Genomic DNA, 17,307 nt, shown 5'->3' with positions numbered 1-17,307 from the left:
ACATTTTGTTGAAAGGTCAGGGCTGGATGATCGTCCCCCTCACGAGGGCCACCGCCGACACCTGCGGGGGCAAGGCCGGCACGCTCGGCACACTCCTTCGCGCGGGCCTGCCGGTCCCTGGCGGCTTCGTCGTCCCGTTCGCCGCCTACCTCGCCGCCGTCCACGACCTGGACCTCGCACGGCTCACCGGCGACCCGGACGACCCCGGCGCGGCCCGGCGGGCGATCGAGGCCCGCCCGGTCCACGCCACCGTGACCGCCGCGCTGGGACGCGCGCTCGACGAGCTCGGCGATCCCCCCGTGGCGGTGAGATCGTCGGCGGCGAACGAGGACACCGCCCAGGCCTCGGCGGCCGGTCAGCACGACAGCTTCCTCGCCGTCCACGGCATCGGCGAGGTCACCGACGCCGTACGCGCCTGCTGGGCCTCGCTGTTCTCGCCACGCGCCGTCGGCTACCGGGACGCGCCCGGCCGCGACGACGACCTCGCGATGGCCGTCATCGTCCAGCGCCACCTGGACGCCGAGGCGTCCGGGGTCATGTTCACCCCCGGCACCCCCGGCACCCCTGGCGGCACGACGGAGATCGAGGCGTCCTGGGGCCTGGGGCCCAGCGTCGTCGGCGGCACGGTCACCCCCGACACCTACCGCGTCACCGCGGACGGGCAGGTCACACGCACCCTCGCCGACAAACGGACCCGCCTCGACCGGCACGGCAGGCGACTCGTCGTCCGCGACGTGCCCGGCCACGCCCGGAACCGGCCCGCGATCGACGACGCGACCGCCACGCGACTCGCCGAACTGGGCGAGGAGATCGCCGCCGTCCTCGGCGGACCGCAGGACATCGAGTGGGCGGTCGCCGACGGTCGCGTCTGGATCCTGCAGGCACGACCGGTCACCGCCCCGCCCCCGCCCCCGGCCCCGCCGTCCTCCGGCACCGCGAGCACCCCGGCCGCCACGCTCACCGGGACACCGGGCAGCCGCGGGACCGTGACCGGCACCGCGAGAATCGTCCGCGGTCCCGGCGACTTCGCACGCGTGCACCCGGGCGACATCCTCGTCTGCCCCTTCACCGACCCCGCATGGACGCCACTGCTGCGCATCGCCTCCGGCGTCGTCACCGAGACCGGAGGCGTGCTCTCCCACGCCGCGATCGTCGCTCGCGAGCACGCCATCCCCGCCGTTCTCGGCGTCCCGGACGCGACGAGCAGGCTCCGCGACGACACCGTCGTCACCGTCGACGGCACCGCCGGCACCGTCACGGCGGCGAACGCGTGACCACCGGCACCGTCACGGCGGCGAACGCGTGACCACCGGCACCGTCACGGCGGCGAACGCGTGACCACCGGCCATCCCACCCCCACGAACCGGAAGGAGACGGGAACCGGGTCCGCACGGACACCGCGCCCCTGAACACCCATGACGATGCGACGCCTCTACCTGGCACGCCACGGCGCGGCCGACGCTTTCGGAGAGCTCACCGACACCGGCCGCCGGCAGGCGGGCCTGCTGGGCGAACGACTGGCCGGCCTGCCGGTCGACGCCGTGTGGCACTCCCCGCTCCCGCGCGCCGCGGCGAGCGCGCGCGAACTCGCCCGGCACCTGCCCGGCGTGCCCGTCGCCGAGGCCGCCGAGCTCGTCGACCACGTGCCCTACGTGCCCGGCCCGGCCGAGACCCTCCCACACTGGGCCGGCTTCTTCGACGGCTACGACGAGGCCGAGGCCGCCTCGGGCCGGAAACTCGCCGATGCCCTGGTCGCCCGGTTCGCGAAGACCCCCGGCACGACCGCGGAGGACCCCGGGACCGACACGTACGAGGTCCTGGTGACGCACGCCTACCAGATCGCCTGGCTGCTGCGGCACGCGCTGGACGCGCCGCCGTCCCGCTGGCTCGGGCTGAACAGCGCCAACACCGCCCTGACGGTCATCGACTACCGCGGCGGCCTGCCGCCCACGATCGTGATGTTCAACGACATGAGCCACCTCCCGGCCGACCTGCGCTGGACCGGGTTCCCCGGCGGCACGAAACCCTGAGACGGCTCCCGCGCAGGACGCGGATCGCCTACCCTCCCACCGCGTCCGCACGGTGCGCCCGGGCCCCGAACCAGGTGGCCGACGCGGTGGAGAGGGTGGTGACGGGTTGCGGATCGGCCTCGGCGGACACCCAGACGGCGTGCCCGTCGGGACGGATCAGCACCCCTTCGAGGCCGGGCCACTCGGGACAGCGGGCGCGGCAGGTCTCCACCCCGCCACCCGAGACCGGCGGCAGGACACGCTCGCCCAGCTGGAGCATGAGCGGACGGGCCGGCCGCAGCAGCTCGGCGACGCCGGTGTGCCGCTCCCCCACGACCAGCTTGAGGTTCGGCACGAGCCCGCCCAGCCACGGATGGTCACCGGGGATCTTCGGGTCGTACCTCGTACTCACCCCGGTCACCATCTCGGCGAGATACTTGCCGACCGCCGGCAGCCCGGTGAGCTCGCCGAACAGGTCCCGTACCGCGTCGAGGCCGGGGTCGCGCCGCCCGAGGGCCGCCTGCGCGCGGGTGGTACGCAACACGCGCGCCCCCACCTCGTGCCGCTCCCGGTGATAGCTGTCCAGGAGACCGTCCGGAGCGTGTCCCAGCGCGGTGGCGGCCAGCTTCCAGCCGAGGTTGACCGCGTCCGCCAACGCCACGTTCACCCCCACCGCCCCCGCCGGGGGATGGATGTGCGCGGCGTCCCCGGCCAGCACCACCCGCCCCGCGACATAGCGATCCGCCTGCCGGGCCGCGTCGGAGAACCGCGTGAGCCAGCGCGGCTCGCGAAGCCGGACCGGACGACCGAGCTCCTCGTCCAGCAGCCGCTGGAAGTAGGCCGGCGACACCGGCTCGGCACGGTCGGCGGGCGGCGACGGCTCGTCGAGCACGATGCGCACGTAACCGGGCCGCGGGATCACGAACACCGCCCCGCGCTCGCCCTCGGTCACGCCGAACGGCAGATCGGAGGGATCGACCGGCTCCACATCCGCCAGCAGGCCGAACGCGGTGGCCCGCGTGCCGGGAAAACCGATCCCCGCGAGCTTGCGGACCAGGCTGCGGCTGCCGTCGCAACCCACGAGGTAATCGACCCGGCAGCGCCGGCGCTCACCGCCGGCCAGGAGGGTCACATCGACCCCGTCGCCGTCCTGGTCGAGGCCGACGACCTCCTGCCCCCAGCGCACCGTCACCCCCAGCTCGGCCAGCCACCGCTCGAGAAGCTCCTCCACCCGCGTCTGCGCGATGCCGAGCACGTACGGATGGTCGGTGTCCATCACCGTCATATCCAGCGGCCGGCGCGGATCGGCGAACATGCCGTACGGCACCGTCGGCCCCTCGGCCAGGAAGCGGTCGGCGATGCCGCGCCGCTCCAGCAGTTCCAGGCTGCGGGCGTTGAGGGTGAACCCCCGGCAGTACGGCGAGCGTCGCGGCAGCCGATCCACCACCGCCACCTCGACCCCGGCGAGCGCGAGCTCCGCCGCGAGCATCAGACCGGCCGGACCGGCACCGGCCACCATGATCGTCATCGAACCTCCGCCTCTCCGTCTCCCGGTTCCTCTCCGTCTCCCGGTTCCTCTCCGTCTCCCGATTTCTCTCCGTCTCCCGGTTCCTCTCCGGCGCGCACCCAGCCGGTCACGGGCTCGGGCCAGGTCAACCGGCCCGCCTCGACGTCACCGACGATCTCCTCGATCCAGGCCAGCTCGGCCTCCTGCATCCGCACCGCGTACTCCGCCTCCACCACGAACAGGCGCGGCACCCCGTCGACCTCCAGCGCCTCGCGATACCCCCGCCGGATCTCCTCCAGCGACGCGCGCACCCGCCCGGCCCGCTCCCGCAACGCCTCCACGGCACCCTCCGGCCCGAGCGCGCCCAGATAGCTGACCGCCGACAGGAACTTCGGATACTCCTCGGCCGGGACGCGGATCAGCTCGTCCACCCAGCGCACGAACTCCCCGCGCCCCAGCGCGGTGTGCCGGTAAACGGTCCGCTCCGGCCGGGCACCGACCCGGACCGTCTCCAGCGACTCGATCCACCCGGCCCTATCCAGGGCTCGGACCACGTCATACAGGGAGCCGGTGGTCACCTTGAACACCCGGTCCAGGCCGCGCTCCCGCAGGGCCGCAGCCATGGCGTGCGGATGCATGGGGGCCTCCATCAACAGGCCCAGCACCGCCAGCCCCAACGAATTCGACACCGCACGACGAACACCAGGACTCAATTACTCGCCTCCTATCACTCGGATCCGAGTATTTAGACGCCGACCATGCCTGTCAAGAGCCGCAGCACCGGCAACGGACCGGCGGAGCCCCTGCCGGCAACCGACTCTCGCCCCCCGGACTCTCGACCCCCAGACTCTCGACCACCCGCGCCGGCCCGGTCGCGCTTCGACGAACGGAGGCGAAATACATTCGCCCGCTCCACCGGGAGCCCGTTAGTGTCGCGCGCACAAGGAACGTCCTCCTACCGGATTGGAGACGCGGGATGACCTCTCAGCTCTTCGCGCTCTGCTTCGACGCGAACGACCCGCACCGTCTCGCGCACTTCTGGGCCGGACTCCTGGGCTGGAAGACGGCCGACGACCCCCACGAGGGCATCACGCTCCTGCCGAACGACGACACCGGGTTCCGGATCCGATGTCTTCCGTCCCAGGAGAGGAAAACCGGCCCGAACCAGATGCACTTCGACCTGACGAGCACATCCCTCGAAGACCAGCGGCGAACGGTGGCCAGAGCACTCGAACTCGGCGCGCGGCACATCGACGTCGGCCAACTCCCGGAAGAGGAGCACGTGGTGCTCGCCGACCCCGAGGGCAACGAGTTCTGCGTCATCGAACCCGGCAACGAATTCCTCGCCGACTGCGGATTCATCGGGGCGCTCGCGTGCGACGGCTCGCAGGAGGTCGGATACTTCTGGAGCGAGGCGCTGGGCTGGCCACTGGTCTGGGACCAGGACCAGGAGACCGCGATCCGCTCGCCGCACGGCGGCCCGAAGATCACATGGGGCGGCCCGCCCGTGGCACCGAAGACCGGGAAGAACAGGCTGCACTTCGACCTCGCCCCGCCCGCGCACGGCGACCAGGAGGCGGAGGCCGACCGCCTCGTCTCCCTCGGGGCGACCCGCATCGACACCGGCCGTCACGGGGCCGGCCAGGTGGCGATGACCGACCCCGACGGCAACGAGTTCCTCGTACTGCCCTTCCGACAGGTGTGGCCGGAGTAACCGGAAAAAGCTCCGCGGGTTCCCCGCCACGATCCGACCTCCGCGGCCGGAAACGCGTCCACGAGACTGGCGAGAGCCACCGTGACGCCCGGCCTCCCGCCTGTCGAGGTCTGGTTTTCGAGGGCTTTCGTCGATCTTGAAACCACCAGACGCCTTTACGATGTAGATTTCCACGAAAGACCGTCCCGGCCCTCCTGGACGGTCTGCCACGATAGGGCGCGTGTCTGATCTTCGATCCGGCCCCGGCGGCGTGTGGGCCGACAACGAGAGCCCGCTCCCCCCTGACTCCTGGGGGCGTACGGGCTCGGCGGGCGGCGCCCTGCCCTGGGGGTTCGCGCTCGTCGTCGTCCTGCTGGTGGTGGGCCGCCTCGTTCTCGCGCCGTATTTGACAGCGCCCGCGCTGCAGACGTGGGCAACGATCTTCGTGGCGATCTGCGTGCAGGCGCTGCCGTTCCTGGTCTTCGGGGTGGCGCTGTCGGCGGCGATCACGGCGTTCGTGCCCGCGTCGTTCTGGACCAGGGCGCTGCCCAGGCACCCGGCCGCCGCCGTACCGGTCGCCGGGGTGGCGGGGGCGGTGCTGCCGGGGTGCGAGTGCGCGTCCGTCCCGGTCGCGTCGGGGTTGATGGCCAGGGGGGTGGCCCCGGCCGCCGCGCTGGCGTTCCTGCTCGCCTCCCCCGCGATCAACCCGATCGTGCTGGTCGCGACCGCCGTCGCCTTCCCCGGGCAGCCGCTGATGGTGCTGGCCCGCTTCGGCGCGTCGCTGACCGTGGCGGTGCTGGTCGGCTGGCTGTGGCTGAGGTTCGGCCGCGCCGACTGGCTACGGATCCCCTCCCGGCCGCACGGCGACGGCCGTAAATGGGCGCGGTTCGGCGAGGCGATGCGGCACGACCTGCTGCACGCGGGCGGGTTCCTCATCGTCGGCGGCCTGGCCGCGGCGACGATGAACGTCACGGTCCCCCGCGAGTGGCTGAACGCGATCGCCGAGGTGCCGTGGCTGGCCATCCTGGTCATGGCGCTCCTGGCGGTGCTGCTGTCGATCTGCTCGGAGGCCGACGCGTTCGTGGCCGCCTCGATGACCGCCTTCTCCCCCACCGCCAAGCTCGCCTTCCTGGTGGTCGGGCCGATGGTCGACCTGAAGCTGATCGCGCTGCAGACCGGCACGTTCGGCAAGGCCTTCGCCGTGCGGTTCGTCCCGATGACCTTCGCCCTCGCCGTCGGAGTGAGCACCCTCTTCGGGTGGCTGCTGCTGTGACGCTCCCCGCCCTCCCCTCGCGCCCCGTTACCGCGGAAGGAACCCGCGTCCCCCGATGAACCGTGTGACCCAGAACCTCGTCCTGACCCTGCTGGGCTGCGCCGTGCTCCGGATCTCGGCGTTCTCCACGACCTACCTCAACTACGTCAAACCCGGCTTCCGGCCGTTCCTGATCGGCGCCGGAGCGGTGCTGGTCATCCTCGGGCTCATCGGGCTGTTCCAGGCGAGCCGGGCCGGCGACACCGCGGTGAAGGAGAGCGCGAAGGACGGCGAGCACGACCATCCGCATGATCACGACCGGACGGTCACGAGCGAACACGGGCCCGGTGACGGTGACGGGCATGACCACGCGCACGGCGGCCCCCGGGTCGCGTGGCTGCTGTGCCTGCCGGTGTTCGCGATCTTCCTGATCGCGCCGCCCGCGCTGGGATCGTTCGCCGCCTCCCGCGACGACACCCCGCCGCCCCGCGACCAGACCCTGAGCTCCTTCACCCCGCTCACCGGCACCGGCGCCGTGGAGATGACCATCGGCGACTTCATCGGCCGCGCCTGGGACGACGACAAGAAGTCCCTCACCGGCCGCGAGGTCAAGCTGACCGGTTTCGTCTCCCCCGCGAAGAAGAAGGGGCAGTGGTACGTCACCCGCATGCAGATCGCCTGTTGCGCCGCGGACGCCTTCCCCCTGAAGGTCGCGGTCAGGGGACTGCAGGCACCGCCCGCCGACACCTGGGTCGAGGTCACCGGCACCTGGATCCCGCAGACCTTCGGCAAGATGACCACCGGCGTCGTCTACCCCCAGCTCACCGGCAAGAGCCTCATCAGGATCGATCCCCCCAAGGAGCAGTACGAGTAACACCGAAGAGGACGTACGGGCTCGGGCTCGCCTTCCCGGGCATGGCCGGCCACCAGGCGGTACGACCTCGCCAGGCCCCGGCGGGCCGTCCGCGGAGAGTCGCCGTCGATCCGGCCCATCGGGTTCCTGACCACGTCGGCGGCCGCGCGGCCCGTGTCGACGAGATCCGATGGCCCGCGCCGGAATTTCGGCGGATGGCCGCGCCGCCCCGCGTCTCTCCTCTCTCGACGAGTGGCGCGGCCCCTCACCGCAGGATCAGGGGCACGCCGGGAACTCCCCCAACCCGGGATCGCCTCGGCGGCGGCCTGCCCGCGTTGAGCCCCGGGCGACGACCCGCCGTCCCACTCCCCCGGCCGCCCCCTTGAGCAGGCGGTCTCCCTGGGCGGAGCATCGTGGAGCGTGCGGCGGACACGGGCGCCGGCGATCTCCATGAGCCCCCTCCCGGGTGCGCGACGGGAGGGTCCCATCGCGTGCCCGAGCTCGCGTCGAGGCCGTTCCCGCTCCTGTCGCCGACGATCAGCTCCCGGAGCGGTGGCGCGGCGCGGTCGAGCCCGCGTCCAGAAACCCGGGCGGCGCGGTCACGCGGATCGCCGTCCTTCCGGTTTCGCAAATGAAAACGATTATCGCTATCATTGCATCACCCACCCCTTCAAGGAGTGAAGACGCTTGGCCAGAAACGACGTACGGCCGGTGGTCAAGCTGCGATCCACCGCAGGCACCGGCCACACCTACGTGACCCGCAAGAACCGCCGCAACGACCCCGACCGGCTCACCCTGCGCAAATACGACCCGGTCATCCGCCGGCACGTGCTGTTCCGAGAGGACCGCTGAAGCGGTGAGAGAAGACGTCCAACCCGTGATGTGAGGAAGGAAACCGCGTGTCCGCACACTGCCAGCTCACCGGCGTCAAGCCGGTGTTCGGCAACAACGTCTCCCACTCCCACCGGCGCACCCGCCGCCGCTGGAGTCCCAACATCCAGCCCCGCCGCTACTGGCTGCCCGCCGAGGGCCGCTTCGTACGGCTGACGCTCAGCGCCCGAGCCGTCAGGACCATCGACAAGATCGGCATCGAGGCCGCGGTGGCCCGCGTCCGTGCCCGGGGGGAACGCGTCTGATGGCGAAGAAAAGCAAGATCGCGGCCAACGAGCGGCGCAAGCGCGTCGTCATCCGCTACGCGGAGCGCCGGGCCGAGCTCAAGGAGATCATCCGTACCGGCTCCCCCGCCGAGCGAACCCGGGCCGCCCGCGAGCTGGGCCGCCAGCCGCGCGACGCCGCCGCCGGCCGCGTGCGCAACCGCGACAGCACCGACGGCCGCCCTCGCGGACACCTGCGCAAGTTCGGGCTCTCCCGGATCCGCTTCCGCGAACTGGCCCACCGCGGCGAGCTGCCCGGCGTCACCAAGTCCAGCTGGTAGGAGCATCACGACATGGCAGTCCCCAAGCGCAAGACCTCCCGAAGCAACACCCGCCACCGCCGCTCACAGTGGAAGGCCGCCGCGCCCGACCTCGTCCCGATCACCGTCGGCGGACGCGAGCTGCTGGTGCCACGCCGGCTCGTCCGCGCCTACCGGCGCGGCCTCCTCACCCCCTGAGACCGGCCCGCGCCGTGAACCCCGTACAACGAGAGGAGCTGTCATGTCCGTCCCCGTCGTCATCGTCTCCGGACTGCATCCCGAACCGCGCTCGGCCCTGGTGGACCGCCTGCTCGCCGAGCATCCAGGATCGGTGGCGATCCACCACGACCTGCGGCAGGTGAGCACCGGGCTGGTGCGGCGCGTCGTGCGGGACGCGTCGGGGACGCTGGATCTGCACGAGGTGCGGCTCGCGCACGGCTGCGTCACCTGCACCGTGCGCGAGGACCTCGTCCCCGTACTCCTGTCCCTGGCGGGCTCGGCGCCGCTGCTCATCGTGGAGCTGTGGGACTCGGTGGAGCCCAGGACCGTGGCCGAGGCGCTCGCCTGGCACGAGGACACCGTGCACCGCCTGCGCCTGACCGGGGTGCTGACCGCGCTGGACGCGGCGCGGACGACCGACGAGGTCTGCTGCGACGACACCCTCGCCACCCACGGGAAACACGCGGCGGCGGGCGACGCCCGCCACGTGGCGGAGGTGCTCGTCCGCCAGATCGAGTACGCCACCGCGCTCGTCGTGTCCGGCGCGGACGAGGAGGACGTCGAGCTGGCCCTGGCCGTGCTCGGCCACCTCGCCCCCACCACCCCGGCCGCTCCCGCGGACCTCGCCCTGCCCGCCGTCACCGGCGCGGGGATCGACGTGGAGATGCTCGGGGCCCGCGTCGACCCGGCGACCGCCCAGCTGCCCTGCGACGCGCGGACCGGAGAGATCTCCACCGTGGTCTGGCACCGGTTGCGCCCCCTGCACCCCCAGCGGCTGTTCGATGCCGTCGACGAGCTCGTCACCGAGACCGTCCGCAGTCGCGGCCGGTTCTGGCTGGCCAACCGGCACGAACGCCTGCTCGCCTGGGACGCCGTCGCGGGTGTCATCACCGTCGAGGACGCCGGCCCCTGGCTGGTCACCCTGCCCGAGGCCGCCTGGGAGATGGAGAGCCCCGCCCGCCGCATGGCGGCCACCCTCGACTGGTCCGCCCCGCTGGGCGACCGCGTCCAGCACCTCGTCTTCACCGGCCCCGACCTGGACCGCGACCGTATCCATCGGCTGCTGGACTCCTGCCTGCTCACCGAGGCGGAAGCCCTGGCCGGCTCCGACGTCTGGGCCGGATACCCCGACCCGTTCGCGTTCGTGCTCGACCTCGACCTGAAGGAGACCTCCGCGTGAAACCTCGCCGCGCGCCCCGTGCGAAGACCAATCCGCTGCACGGCGTGAGCCACATCGACTACAAGGACACCGGCCTGCTCCGCAAATTCGTCTCCGACCGCGGCAAGATCCGCAGCCGTCGCGTCACCGGGGTCACCGTCCGGCAACAGCGCCTGCTGGCCACCGCGATCAAGAACGCCCGCGAGATGGCCCTGCTCCCCTACGCCTCCACCTCACCGTCCCGCTGAACCGTCCCGCCGAACCGTCCCGCTGCCCGGGCAGGTGAGCGGTCCTCGGGCTGATCCGCCGGACCTCGGCGCATCAGCCTGAGGCCCCGGCACGGATCCAGCGGTCAGATGGGAGTGCGCCTTCGCGCCGGCCGCCGGACGGGGACGGACGATCGGCCGCCGCGCGCCCGTCCGGTCCGGCGAGTCCCGGTCCTCGATTTCCCAAAATATAATCTCCCTCGAACTCGAAGAAAGACATAAAACCCGCAAAGGCAGAACAGCGGCCGACAATGATTATCCGGATCGAATCGCCGCGCGTTCTCGAATTTTGAAAGACAAATCCCCTTGGGTATCGTCGAATATGGCAAACCAGTTCAGCAGGGGGAGTCATGTCTGTTTCAACCGAGCATCGTCCGCACACCGGACACGACCACCGCCACGGTGAGGGCTGCGGCCACGCGGCGATCCCGCACAACGGCCACACCGACTACGTCCACGACGGTCACCTGCACCGATCCCACGACGATCATGCCGACGAGTGCGGCTCGGCCACCCATGTCGAGCACGCCGGACACGACCACCGCCACGGTGAGGGCTGCGGCCACGCGGCGATCCCGCACGACGGCCACACCGACTACGTCCACGACGGCCATCGCCACGCCTCACACGAGGGACACTGGGACGACCACTGACGTCCGAAGGAATATCACGGCGTTCACACAATCAGCGAAGGGCCGTGAAATCATCATGAAAATCCGGCCTGTGCCGGTCACCGCCACGGACGGTGAATGACCTTCTCCGTGGAACGGCCCGGGTAGACGACGATCAGGTGCTCCTCGACGGGCGCGCCGGGGTCGTCCTCGTCCCATTCGAACGGACGGGCATAGACACGCATCCGGTAGCGGCCGGGACCGTCGACGGCCAGGTTGGGCAACGGCCCGACCGCCCCGCTGTCGCCGCCCTCGGGGTACGGCGGTACGACCAGGCGGCCGGTGCGGCTGAGGACGCCCACCTCGACCACCTTGTCCCAGCCCCTGAGCCGGAGCGGCGGGGCGGTGCCGAAGGCCTTGACCGTGAGGCACATCGGCTCGTTCTCACCGTAGGTGGTGACGACCACGCTACTGCCGGCGGCGTCGACGAAACCGTCGTCGATGGCCTTGAAGAAGTCACCGGCCGGGCCCTCGACGCTGTCGCGGTCGTCGAAGACGAAGTAGCCGCCTCCTTCGAAGAGCGTGTACGCTGCCGTGCCCTGCCGCCCGGTGCGTAGCCTCGGCCAGGGATCGGCGCATCTGGCGTTCATCCCGGCCTTCCATTCGGCCAGCTCCCGCTCCCGCTCGGCCTCCTCGCGCGCCTGTTCACGTGCCTGCTCCGCCCGCTGCCGGGCGACGACGCCGGGGCACAGGAACTCCAGGGCGTCACCGAGTCGGACCGCGTCCGCCGACCCGCCCGCTCGCCGGAGCAGTGCCCGCTGATCCTCGACGCCGGGCACCGCGCACAGCTTCTCGCCGTGAGCCAGGATGCGCTGATCCGGCAGGTCATCGGGGAACATCGGCGTCCCGGTGGAGATGTCGTCCCTGGCGAGGCAGAGGAACGTCCGCCGCCGGTCCTGCGGCCGGGTGTCGGCGTAGGACAGGATCCGCTCGCGGCAGCCGTCGTCCGCGCCGGTGAAGCTGAACAGGGCGCCCTCCTCGGCGCTGACGACGACGAGCGGCAGCGCGAGCGCGGCGGCGACCAGCAGGCGCGGCTCGCGACCGGCGACGGGCCGGGGGACGGTTTCGGCGGCGGGCCCGGCGAGCTCGTGCGCGGTGCGCGCCAGCCACACCGTGGTGAACACGCCGAGCACGTCCACCACGAGCCATGAGCCGTCGAACAGCGGCGGCCTCGCCTGGAAGGCGAGGCCGAGCACGTAGGAGGCCAGCGAGACGACGAGGGCGATCCTCCCGATGGTGATCGTGGCGTCGCTCCACCGCCCGTCGCGGCGCTGCCCGGCGAGGACCGTCGCCGTCCAGCCGAGGCTCGCCAGCCCCAGCAGGCCGATCACCTGGAAGTACGGGCCGTCGAAGAGGAACACCAGCGGCGAGGCCAGCACGTTGATCAGGCCCAGCACGAGAACGACCGCCCGGAACCGGGCCGAGACCCCGGAGAGGACCCGCGCCAGCAGGATCACCGTGGCGGCCCGCAGGAGCAGGCTCGCGAGGTCCTCCACGGTGTCGGACAGCTCCTCAACGAGTTCCCAGAGCACCAGGTCACCGGCGACGCCCGCGTAGAGCGCGCGCCGGAGCCAGACCACGCGGCGCGGCAGCCCCCCGGCGCGCGGCGGCGCGGGACCGCGCAGCACCTGCCACAGCGCCCACGCGTTGAGCCCGCAGACCCCGATGAGCAGGGGCTCCGCCCAGTCCGCCCACATGAGGACGGCCCACGTCCTGGCCGTCGCGGCCAGCGACAGCGCCCACAGCTCGCCGGACACGACGGCGGCCACCCCGGCGACGGCCACGGCGGCCAGGTAGAGCGCGACGGCGGCGGCGGCCACCCGTCCGAAGCGGTATCGGCCGACGGCGGCCCGGATTCGATCGACGATGCGGATGATCTTAGCGACGTGGCCGGGACGATCGTCACGTCGTGCCGTCCGTCGGGCGTACACCGGACGCCGCCGGTCCGCCGGTCCGCCGGTCGGGCATCCGCGCACGGCCGGGCGGGCCGTGCGGGCACCTCGTACGGCAGCCGTCAGGCGGTGCTCGGGCGCCCGCGCTCCCACCAGAGCGCGGCCCCGGTGGCCAGCGCACCCACGCCCTCCCAGATGCCGACGCCGATGAACGGGGCGGGGGCGGCTCCGGTCACCACCAGGAGGGTGAAGACCGTGAACGTCAGCAGGCGGAACGGCACCGTCCACAGGAAGAAGGGCCGGTAGTCGGCCGCGGCGGCCAGGAGGTAGTAGACGCCCATGTTCACCGCGGCCATCGAGGAGGCGGCGAGGTACACCTTCGTGTAGTCGCCGGGGCCACGCGTCAGCGGCGTCTCGAAGCCCAGGAGGGCGAGCATGGTGTCCGGCGACACCAGGCCGAGGACGCCGAGCAGCACGGCGAGCAGGCCGAAGACGGCCATCGTCCAGCCGGACAGGGAACGCGGGAGTCGCATGGGGGGATCCTCCGGATACCGGGGCGGCGATCGTTGGGGGTGGCCTTCCAGCGATCTTAGGATCACCACCCGTGCCGGTCGGCACCACGGGGCGCACCGGAGCCGCCGGCACGGACCGTCCGCTCCCGCCGGCCGGGGACGTTCCACTCCGAAAATGACGGCCCGCTCCAGAAAGGGCCGCTCCAGAAGGGGCCGCTCCGGAAGGACGGTCCACAGAAGGACGGCCCGCCCCGGAGGGGGCGTCCCGCCGCGAAGGGGCCGTGCCGCTCCGGAGAGCGGCGGCCCTCGGAGGAACCGGCGCTTTTCGACGGCACGGGGAGGGTGTTGGATGAGGGAATGCGTGAAGCGGGCGGGGAGTGGGAGCCGGTGCCGGGGGCGGCGGACCCGGAGAGCCCGTCCACCTCGCCGCCGCGTCCGCCCCTCGCCCGCGACGCGGGGTGGCGTCCCACCCGTGGCGCCCCCGGCGTGAGCGGTCCGGGTGCACGCCGGCCCCCCGGAGACGACCCCGGGCCCCGCCCGCGCGCCGGGCTCCCGCCCCAGGCAGGGCCGCCACCGGGCCGGAGCGGGGAGAACCGGTTCCGTCCGGCGCTTCGGGCCTTCAACCAGCTCGCCCTCGGCTCCTACAACGAGAAGCTGGTCATCGAGAGCATCCGGCAGGCCGTGTCGACGAGCAGGGTGGAGATCGCCGAGCGCACCGGCCTCACGCCGCAGGCGGTGTCGCGGATCACCCGCAACCTGCTGACCTCGGGCCTGCTGACCGAGGACGCCCGCCAGCCGGCGGGCGCGGGAAAGCCCCGGGTGCCGCTGCGGCTGCGCCCCGACGCCGGTTCGGCCATCGGCGTCCACCTCGACCCGAAGATGATCACCGTGGTCGCCGTCGACCTGTGCGGCGACCTGCTCGACCAGCGGCACCTGCCCCTGCCCGAACGGCCCGACCCGCAGTGGTGCCTGGCGCAGATGACCCGTCTGACGCTGGAGTCGGCCCAGGCGGCCGGTCCCGCGTCCGAGGCCCTGCTGGGGGTGGGGGTCGCCGTGCCGGGCCCGCTCGACACCCACGCCGGGCTGCTGCTCGACCCGCCGCTGTTCCAGGGCTGGAAGCACGTGGCGCTCAAGGCCGAGCTGGCCACCCGGCTGGACGTCACCGTCATCGTCGAGAAGGACTCCACGGCGGCGGCGATCGGCGAGCGCTGGCTGGGCGCGGCCGACCGCGCCGGTGACTTCGTCTACCTCTACCTGGGCGCGGGCGTCGGCAGCGGCGCCTTCCTCAACGGCGACGTCTACCGGGGACGTACGGGCAACGCGGGCGAGGTCGGCCAGCTGTGCGCGATCGCGACCGGCAGGCTCACCCCGCAGGGCGGTCCCGACCTCGTCCCGGAGTGCGCCCCGACGTCCGCGGTGGTGGAGCGTGCCGGTGCCGCGGGCATGGCGGTCCCGCCGGGTGACGCCGCCTACGAGTGGGTCTGCGCGGCCGCGGCGCGCGGCGACCGGCGGGCGGTCACGGTTATCGAGGAGGTGGCCCGCGTGATCGGCCTGGGCGCCGCCGGGCTCATCGACCTGCTGGACGTCGAGCTGCTCATCATCGGCGGGCCCGCCGTCCTGCCCGCCGTGGCCGACATCTACCACGGGCAGATCGCCGCCGCCGTCAACGGGTTCCCGATGGCCAGGCACCTGCGCGAGGTGGAGGTCGCCCACTCGCACCTCAACCGTGCCGCGGCGGCGGTGGGGGCCGCGTCCAGCGTGTTCCACGAGGTGTTCACGCCCAGCCTGGGCTCACGGACGCGAACGGCGCACCCGGACGCCGTGTGACCGCACCCGCGGCGACGCGGGAACTTTACAGGGACGGTGACCGGGGTTCCGTCGTGGATTGACATAGTCAATCCAATGGATTTACATATTCGTAACCTCCGTCACCCCCCATCGAAGGCTAATCCGTGAATAACCGCCACAAATCTCTCCTGAGAGCGACGCTGGCCGTCTCCCTTCTCGCGACCGCCCTGGGCTGGTCGGCCACGACCCCGGCCCTCGGCGCGCAGGCCGCCGCGGCTCCCACCGTGAAGAACAAGGTCTACGCGGGCTACCAGGGGTGGTTCAACGCCCAGGGCGACGGCTCGCCGCTCAACAACTGGCGGCACTGGTCCCGCGGGACCCAGCCCTCGCCGGGCAACCAGACCTTCGAGCTCTACCCGGACATGAGCAGGTACCCCGCCTCGGCCAGGTACCAGACCGGGTACGCGGCGCTGGGCAACGGCCAGCCCGCGACGCTCTTCTCCTCCTATCCGACGGCCGTGATCGACCAGCACTTCCAGTGGATGAGCCAGCACGGCATCGACGGCGCCGCGATCCAGCGCTTCGGCAGCGACGTCGCCGATCCCGGCTCGGCCAACGCCCAGGTCCGCAACACGATCACCTCCAGGGCCAGGGACGCGGCCGAGAAGCACGGCCGCGGTTTCTACGTCGAGTACGACGTCAGCGGCCTGACCGACGCCAACGTGGAGCAGGTCCTCACCCGGGACTGGACCGACGTGATCACCGGTCAGCTCCACCTCACCGACTCCCCGGCGTACGCCAGGGAGAACGGCAAGCCCGTGGTCGAGATCTGGGGCTTCGGCTTCGAGGACCGGCCGGGCACGGCCGCCCAGGCCGAGCGCATCGTGCGCTGGTTCAAGGACCGCGGCCTGTACGTCATCGGCGGCGTGCCGCGCGAGTGGCGCACCGGTGCCGGCAAGCCCGGGTTCGCCCCGGTGTACCGCGCGTTCGACATGATCTCGCCGTGGATGGTGGGATACGTCGGCGACACGAACGGCCTGCTCACCGGCGACCGTGACGCGCTGAACGCGACCGGCCAGGCCTACCAGCCGGTCATCTACCCGGGCTTCGCCTGGTCCAACTGGAACGGCGGCGCGCGCAACATGATCCCGCGCCGGTCCGGCGACTTCATGTGGGAGCAGGCCACCAGCGTGCGCCGGGCGGGGGTGCCGCAGGCGTTCATCGCGATGTTCGACGAGTACGACGAGGGCACGGCCCTCGCGCCGGGCGCCGAGGACTCCTCGCAGGTGCCGACCAACCAGTACTTCCTGACCACCAGCGCCGACGGCAAGTACGTGGCGTCGGACTTCTACCTGCGCCTGGCGGGCAAGGCGACCCGCATGATCACCGGCCTCGACCCGCTGGTGAACACGGTGCCCATCCCGCTCAGCACCGGGCCGGTCTTCTTCCGCACCAGCGTGGAGCAGGGAACCGACGCCCAGCCGACCTGGAACAACACGCCGGGCGGTGGCGGCACCACCAACGTCACCGGCCAGTCGCTCGCGGTCGCCACCGGGGAGGACAACCAGATCGGCTCGTCCGCCCTGCGCATCCAGGGCAACGCCGCCTCCGCCGCGGCCTCGCACGCCTACTTCCAGGTGTTCGACGTGAACATCCCGGTTGCCGCCGCGACCAAGCTGCAGTACTCCTTCCTGCCGAAGGACGCGGGCGGGCGCAACGTCGCGGTCGACTTCGTGATGACCGACGGCACCACGCTCCGCGACAGCGCCGCCGCCACGACCACCGGCGTCGACATGCACCCGGGCGCGCCCAAGGGCACGGTCGGCTCGTGGACGCGGATCCAGAGCGACCTCGGCTCCGCGCTGAACGGCAAGACGATCGACAAGATCCTCGTCGGCTACGACCGCGGCGGCACGGCGGGTCCCTTCACCGCCTACATCGACGACATCACCGTCACCAACTCCTGACCCCGCCCCCGGCCGGACGGCGTCACGACGTCACAGCGTCACTGCGTCACGGCGTGCCTCGCCGGACATCTCGCGTCCGGGAACGTCCGGCCGGCCGGAACCGAA

General features: G+C 72.1%; 18 protein-coding genes. 14 read left to right on the top strand and 4 right to left on the bottom strand.

The features are described from left to right. Window positions 1-26 precede the first annotated feature (26 nt). Together AC5L38_RS31390 and AC5L38_RS31385 are read left to right on the top strand one after the other, a co-directional pair. Window positions 27-1,274 carry a PEP/pyruvate-binding domain-containing protein gene (locus AC5L38_RS31390; protein ID WP_495246418.1) on the top strand — a complete coding sequence of 416 codons (1,248 nt, stop codon included), beginning with the start codon at window positions 27-29 and terminating at the stop codon, window positions 1,272-1,274. Window positions 1,275-1,415: 141 nt separating this feature from the next. Next, the gene (locus tag AC5L38_RS31385; RefSeq protein ID WP_495246417.1) at window positions 1,416-2,030 is read left to right on the top strand and encodes a histidine phosphatase family protein; all 615 of its coding nucleotides are present in this window, start codon (window positions 1,416-1,418) and stop codon (window positions 2,028-2,030) included. 28 nt (window positions 2,031-2,058) lie between these two features. Here the strand turns inward: AC5L38_RS31385 and AC5L38_RS31380 are convergent, their stop codons facing one another. Both AC5L38_RS31380 and AC5L38_RS31375 read right to left on the bottom strand, forming a co-directional pair. Beyond that, on the bottom strand, window positions 2,059-3,537 hold the full coding sequence (locus AC5L38_RS31380) for an FAD-dependent monooxygenase (protein ID WP_495246416.1): 1,479 nt from the start codon (window positions 3,535-3,537) through the stop codon (window positions 2,059-2,061). Next, on the bottom strand, window positions 3,534-4,205 hold the full coding sequence (locus AC5L38_RS31375; protein WP_495246415.1) for a PadR family transcriptional regulator: 672 nt from the start codon (window positions 4,203-4,205) through the stop codon (window positions 3,534-3,536). Before AC5L38_RS31375 ends, AC5L38_RS31380 begins: the two co-directional genes overlap by 4 nt. 287 nt (window positions 4,206-4,492) lie before the next feature. On the opposite strand from AC5L38_RS31375, the gene AC5L38_RS31370 reads away from it, so the two are divergent. The 10 genes from AC5L38_RS31370 (at window position 4,493) to AC5L38_RS31325 (ending at window position 11,025) form a co-directional block, all read left to right on the top strand. Beyond that, entirely contained in the window at window positions 4,493-5,230 is a 738-nt protein-coding gene (locus AC5L38_RS31370) for a VOC family protein (protein ID WP_495246414.1), read from the top strand. A 220-nt stretch (window positions 5,231-5,450) separates the two neighbouring features. Then, entirely contained in the window at window positions 5,451-6,482 is a 1,032-nt protein-coding gene (locus tag AC5L38_RS31365; protein ID WP_495246413.1) for a permease, read from the top strand. Between the two features lie 55 nt (window positions 6,483-6,537). Beyond that, the gene (locus AC5L38_RS31360) at window positions 6,538-7,335 is read left to right on the top strand and encodes a TIGR03943 family putative permease subunit (protein ID WP_495246412.1); all 798 of its coding nucleotides are present in this window, start codon (window positions 6,538-6,540) and stop codon (window positions 7,333-7,335) included. Window positions 7,336-8,001: 666 nt separating this feature from the next. Further along, window positions 8,002-8,166, top strand: coding sequence for a 50S ribosomal protein L33 (gene rpmG, locus AC5L38_RS31355; protein ID WP_495246411.1), 165 nt, complete (start codon window positions 8,002-8,004; stop codon window positions 8,164-8,166). Between the two features lie 47 nt (window positions 8,167-8,213). Continuing rightward, the gene (gene rpmB, locus AC5L38_RS31350; protein WP_495246410.1) at window positions 8,214-8,450 is read left to right on the top strand and encodes a 50S ribosomal protein L28; all 237 of its coding nucleotides are present in this window, start codon (window positions 8,214-8,216) and stop codon (window positions 8,448-8,450) included. Then, window positions 8,450-8,749 carry a 30S ribosomal protein S14 gene (gene rpsN / locus AC5L38_RS31345; RefSeq protein ID WP_495246409.1) on the top strand — a complete coding sequence of 100 codons (300 nt, stop codon included), beginning with the start codon at window positions 8,450-8,452 and terminating at the stop codon, window positions 8,747-8,749. Before rpmB ends, rpsN begins: the two co-directional genes overlap by 1 nt. 12 nt (window positions 8,750-8,761) lie before the next feature. Beyond that, window positions 8,762-8,926, top strand: a complete 165-nt coding sequence (gene rpmF / locus AC5L38_RS31340; RefSeq protein ID WP_495246408.1) for a 50S ribosomal protein L32 — start codon at window positions 8,762-8,764, stop codon at window positions 8,924-8,926. Between the two features lie 43 nt (window positions 8,927-8,969). After that, window positions 8,970-10,127, top strand: coding sequence for a CobW family GTP-binding protein (locus AC5L38_RS31335; protein WP_495246407.1), 1,158 nt, complete (start codon window positions 8,970-8,972; stop codon window positions 10,125-10,127). Further along, window positions 10,124-10,354, top strand: coding sequence for a 30S ribosomal protein S18 (gene rpsR / locus AC5L38_RS31330; RefSeq protein ID WP_495246406.1), 231 nt, complete (start codon window positions 10,124-10,126; stop codon window positions 10,352-10,354). The genes AC5L38_RS31335 and rpsR overlap by 4 nt, the downstream gene beginning before the upstream one ends. Window positions 10,355-10,722: 368 nt before the next feature. Next, the gene (locus tag AC5L38_RS31325) at window positions 10,723-11,025 is read left to right on the top strand and encodes a hypothetical protein (protein WP_495246405.1); all 303 of its coding nucleotides are present in this window, start codon (window positions 10,723-10,725) and stop codon (window positions 11,023-11,025) included. Window positions 11,026-11,102: 77 nt separating this feature from the next. Here the strand turns inward: AC5L38_RS31325 and AC5L38_RS31320 are convergent, their stop codons facing one another. Both AC5L38_RS31320 and AC5L38_RS31315 read right to left on the bottom strand, forming a co-directional pair. Then, window positions 11,103-12,863, bottom strand: coding sequence for a TgpA N-terminal domain-containing protein (locus AC5L38_RS31320; protein WP_495246404.1), 1,761 nt, complete (start codon window positions 12,861-12,863; stop codon window positions 11,103-11,105). A gap of 194 nt (window positions 12,864-13,057) precedes the next feature. Next, entirely contained in the window at window positions 13,058-13,468 is a 411-nt protein-coding gene (locus tag AC5L38_RS31315; protein ID WP_495246403.1) for a hypothetical protein, read from the bottom strand. A gap of 336 nt (window positions 13,469-13,804) precedes the next feature. Between AC5L38_RS31315 and AC5L38_RS31310 the strand changes: the two genes are divergently transcribed. Beyond that, window positions 13,805-15,274 (top strand): ROK family transcriptional regulator, encoded by a 1,470-nt coding sequence (locus AC5L38_RS31310; RefSeq protein ID WP_495246402.1) that lies wholly within the window; start codon window positions 13,805-13,807, stop codon window positions 15,272-15,274. A 125-nt stretch (window positions 15,275-15,399) separates the two neighbouring features. Beyond that, a complete protein-coding gene (locus AC5L38_RS31305; RefSeq protein WP_495246401.1) occupies window positions 15,400-17,202 on the top strand; it encodes a glycoside hydrolase family 99 protein in 1,803 nt (600 codons plus the stop codon). Window positions 17,203-17,307: the final 105 nt, after the last annotated feature.

The sequence above is a fragment of the Streptosporangium nanhuense genome, assembly GCF_059358815.1.
Note: the sequence above shows the minus strand (reverse complement) of the source record. Positions and strands in the feature narration are given on the sequence as shown.

Bases quoted from the DNA above. Each gene is read 5' to 3' on its own strand.
- AC5L38_RS31310 (WP_495246402.1), top strand. From the start codon at position 13,805: ATGCGTGAAGCGGGCGGGGAGTGGGAGCCGGTGCCGGGGGCGGCGGAC.
- rpmF (WP_495246408.1), top strand. From the start codon at position 8,762: ATGGCAGTCCCCAAGCGCAAGACCTCCCGAAGCAACACCCGCCACCGC.
- AC5L38_RS31335 (WP_495246407.1), top strand. From the start codon at position 8,970: ATGTCCGTCCCCGTCGTCATCGTCTCCGGACTGCATCCCGAACCGCGC.
- rpsN (WP_495246409.1), top strand. From the start codon at position 8,450: ATGGCGAAGAAAAGCAAGATCGCGGCCAACGAGCGGCGCAAGCGCGTC.
- AC5L38_RS31325 (WP_495246405.1), top strand. From the start codon at position 10,723: ATGTCTGTTTCAACCGAGCATCGTCCGCACACCGGACACGACCACCGC.
- AC5L38_RS31315 (WP_495246403.1), bottom strand. From the start codon at position 13,468: ATGCGACTCCCGCGTTCCCTGTCCGGCTGGACGATGGCCGTCTTCGGC.
- AC5L38_RS31380 (WP_495246416.1), bottom strand. From the start codon at position 3,537: ATGACGATCATGGTGGCCGGTGCCGGTCCGGCCGGTCTGATGCTCGCG.
- AC5L38_RS31370 (WP_495246414.1), top strand. From the start codon at position 4,493: ATGACCTCTCAGCTCTTCGCGCTCTGCTTCGACGCGAACGACCCGCAC.
- AC5L38_RS31390 (WP_495246418.1), top strand. From the start codon at position 27: ATGATCGTCCCCCTCACGAGGGCCACCGCCGACACCTGCGGGGGCAAG.
- AC5L38_RS31360 (WP_495246412.1), top strand. From the start codon at position 6,538: ATGAACCGTGTGACCCAGAACCTCGTCCTGACCCTGCTGGGCTGCGCC.
- AC5L38_RS31385 (WP_495246417.1), top strand. From the start codon at position 1,416: ATGACGATGCGACGCCTCTACCTGGCACGCCACGGCGCGGCCGACGCT.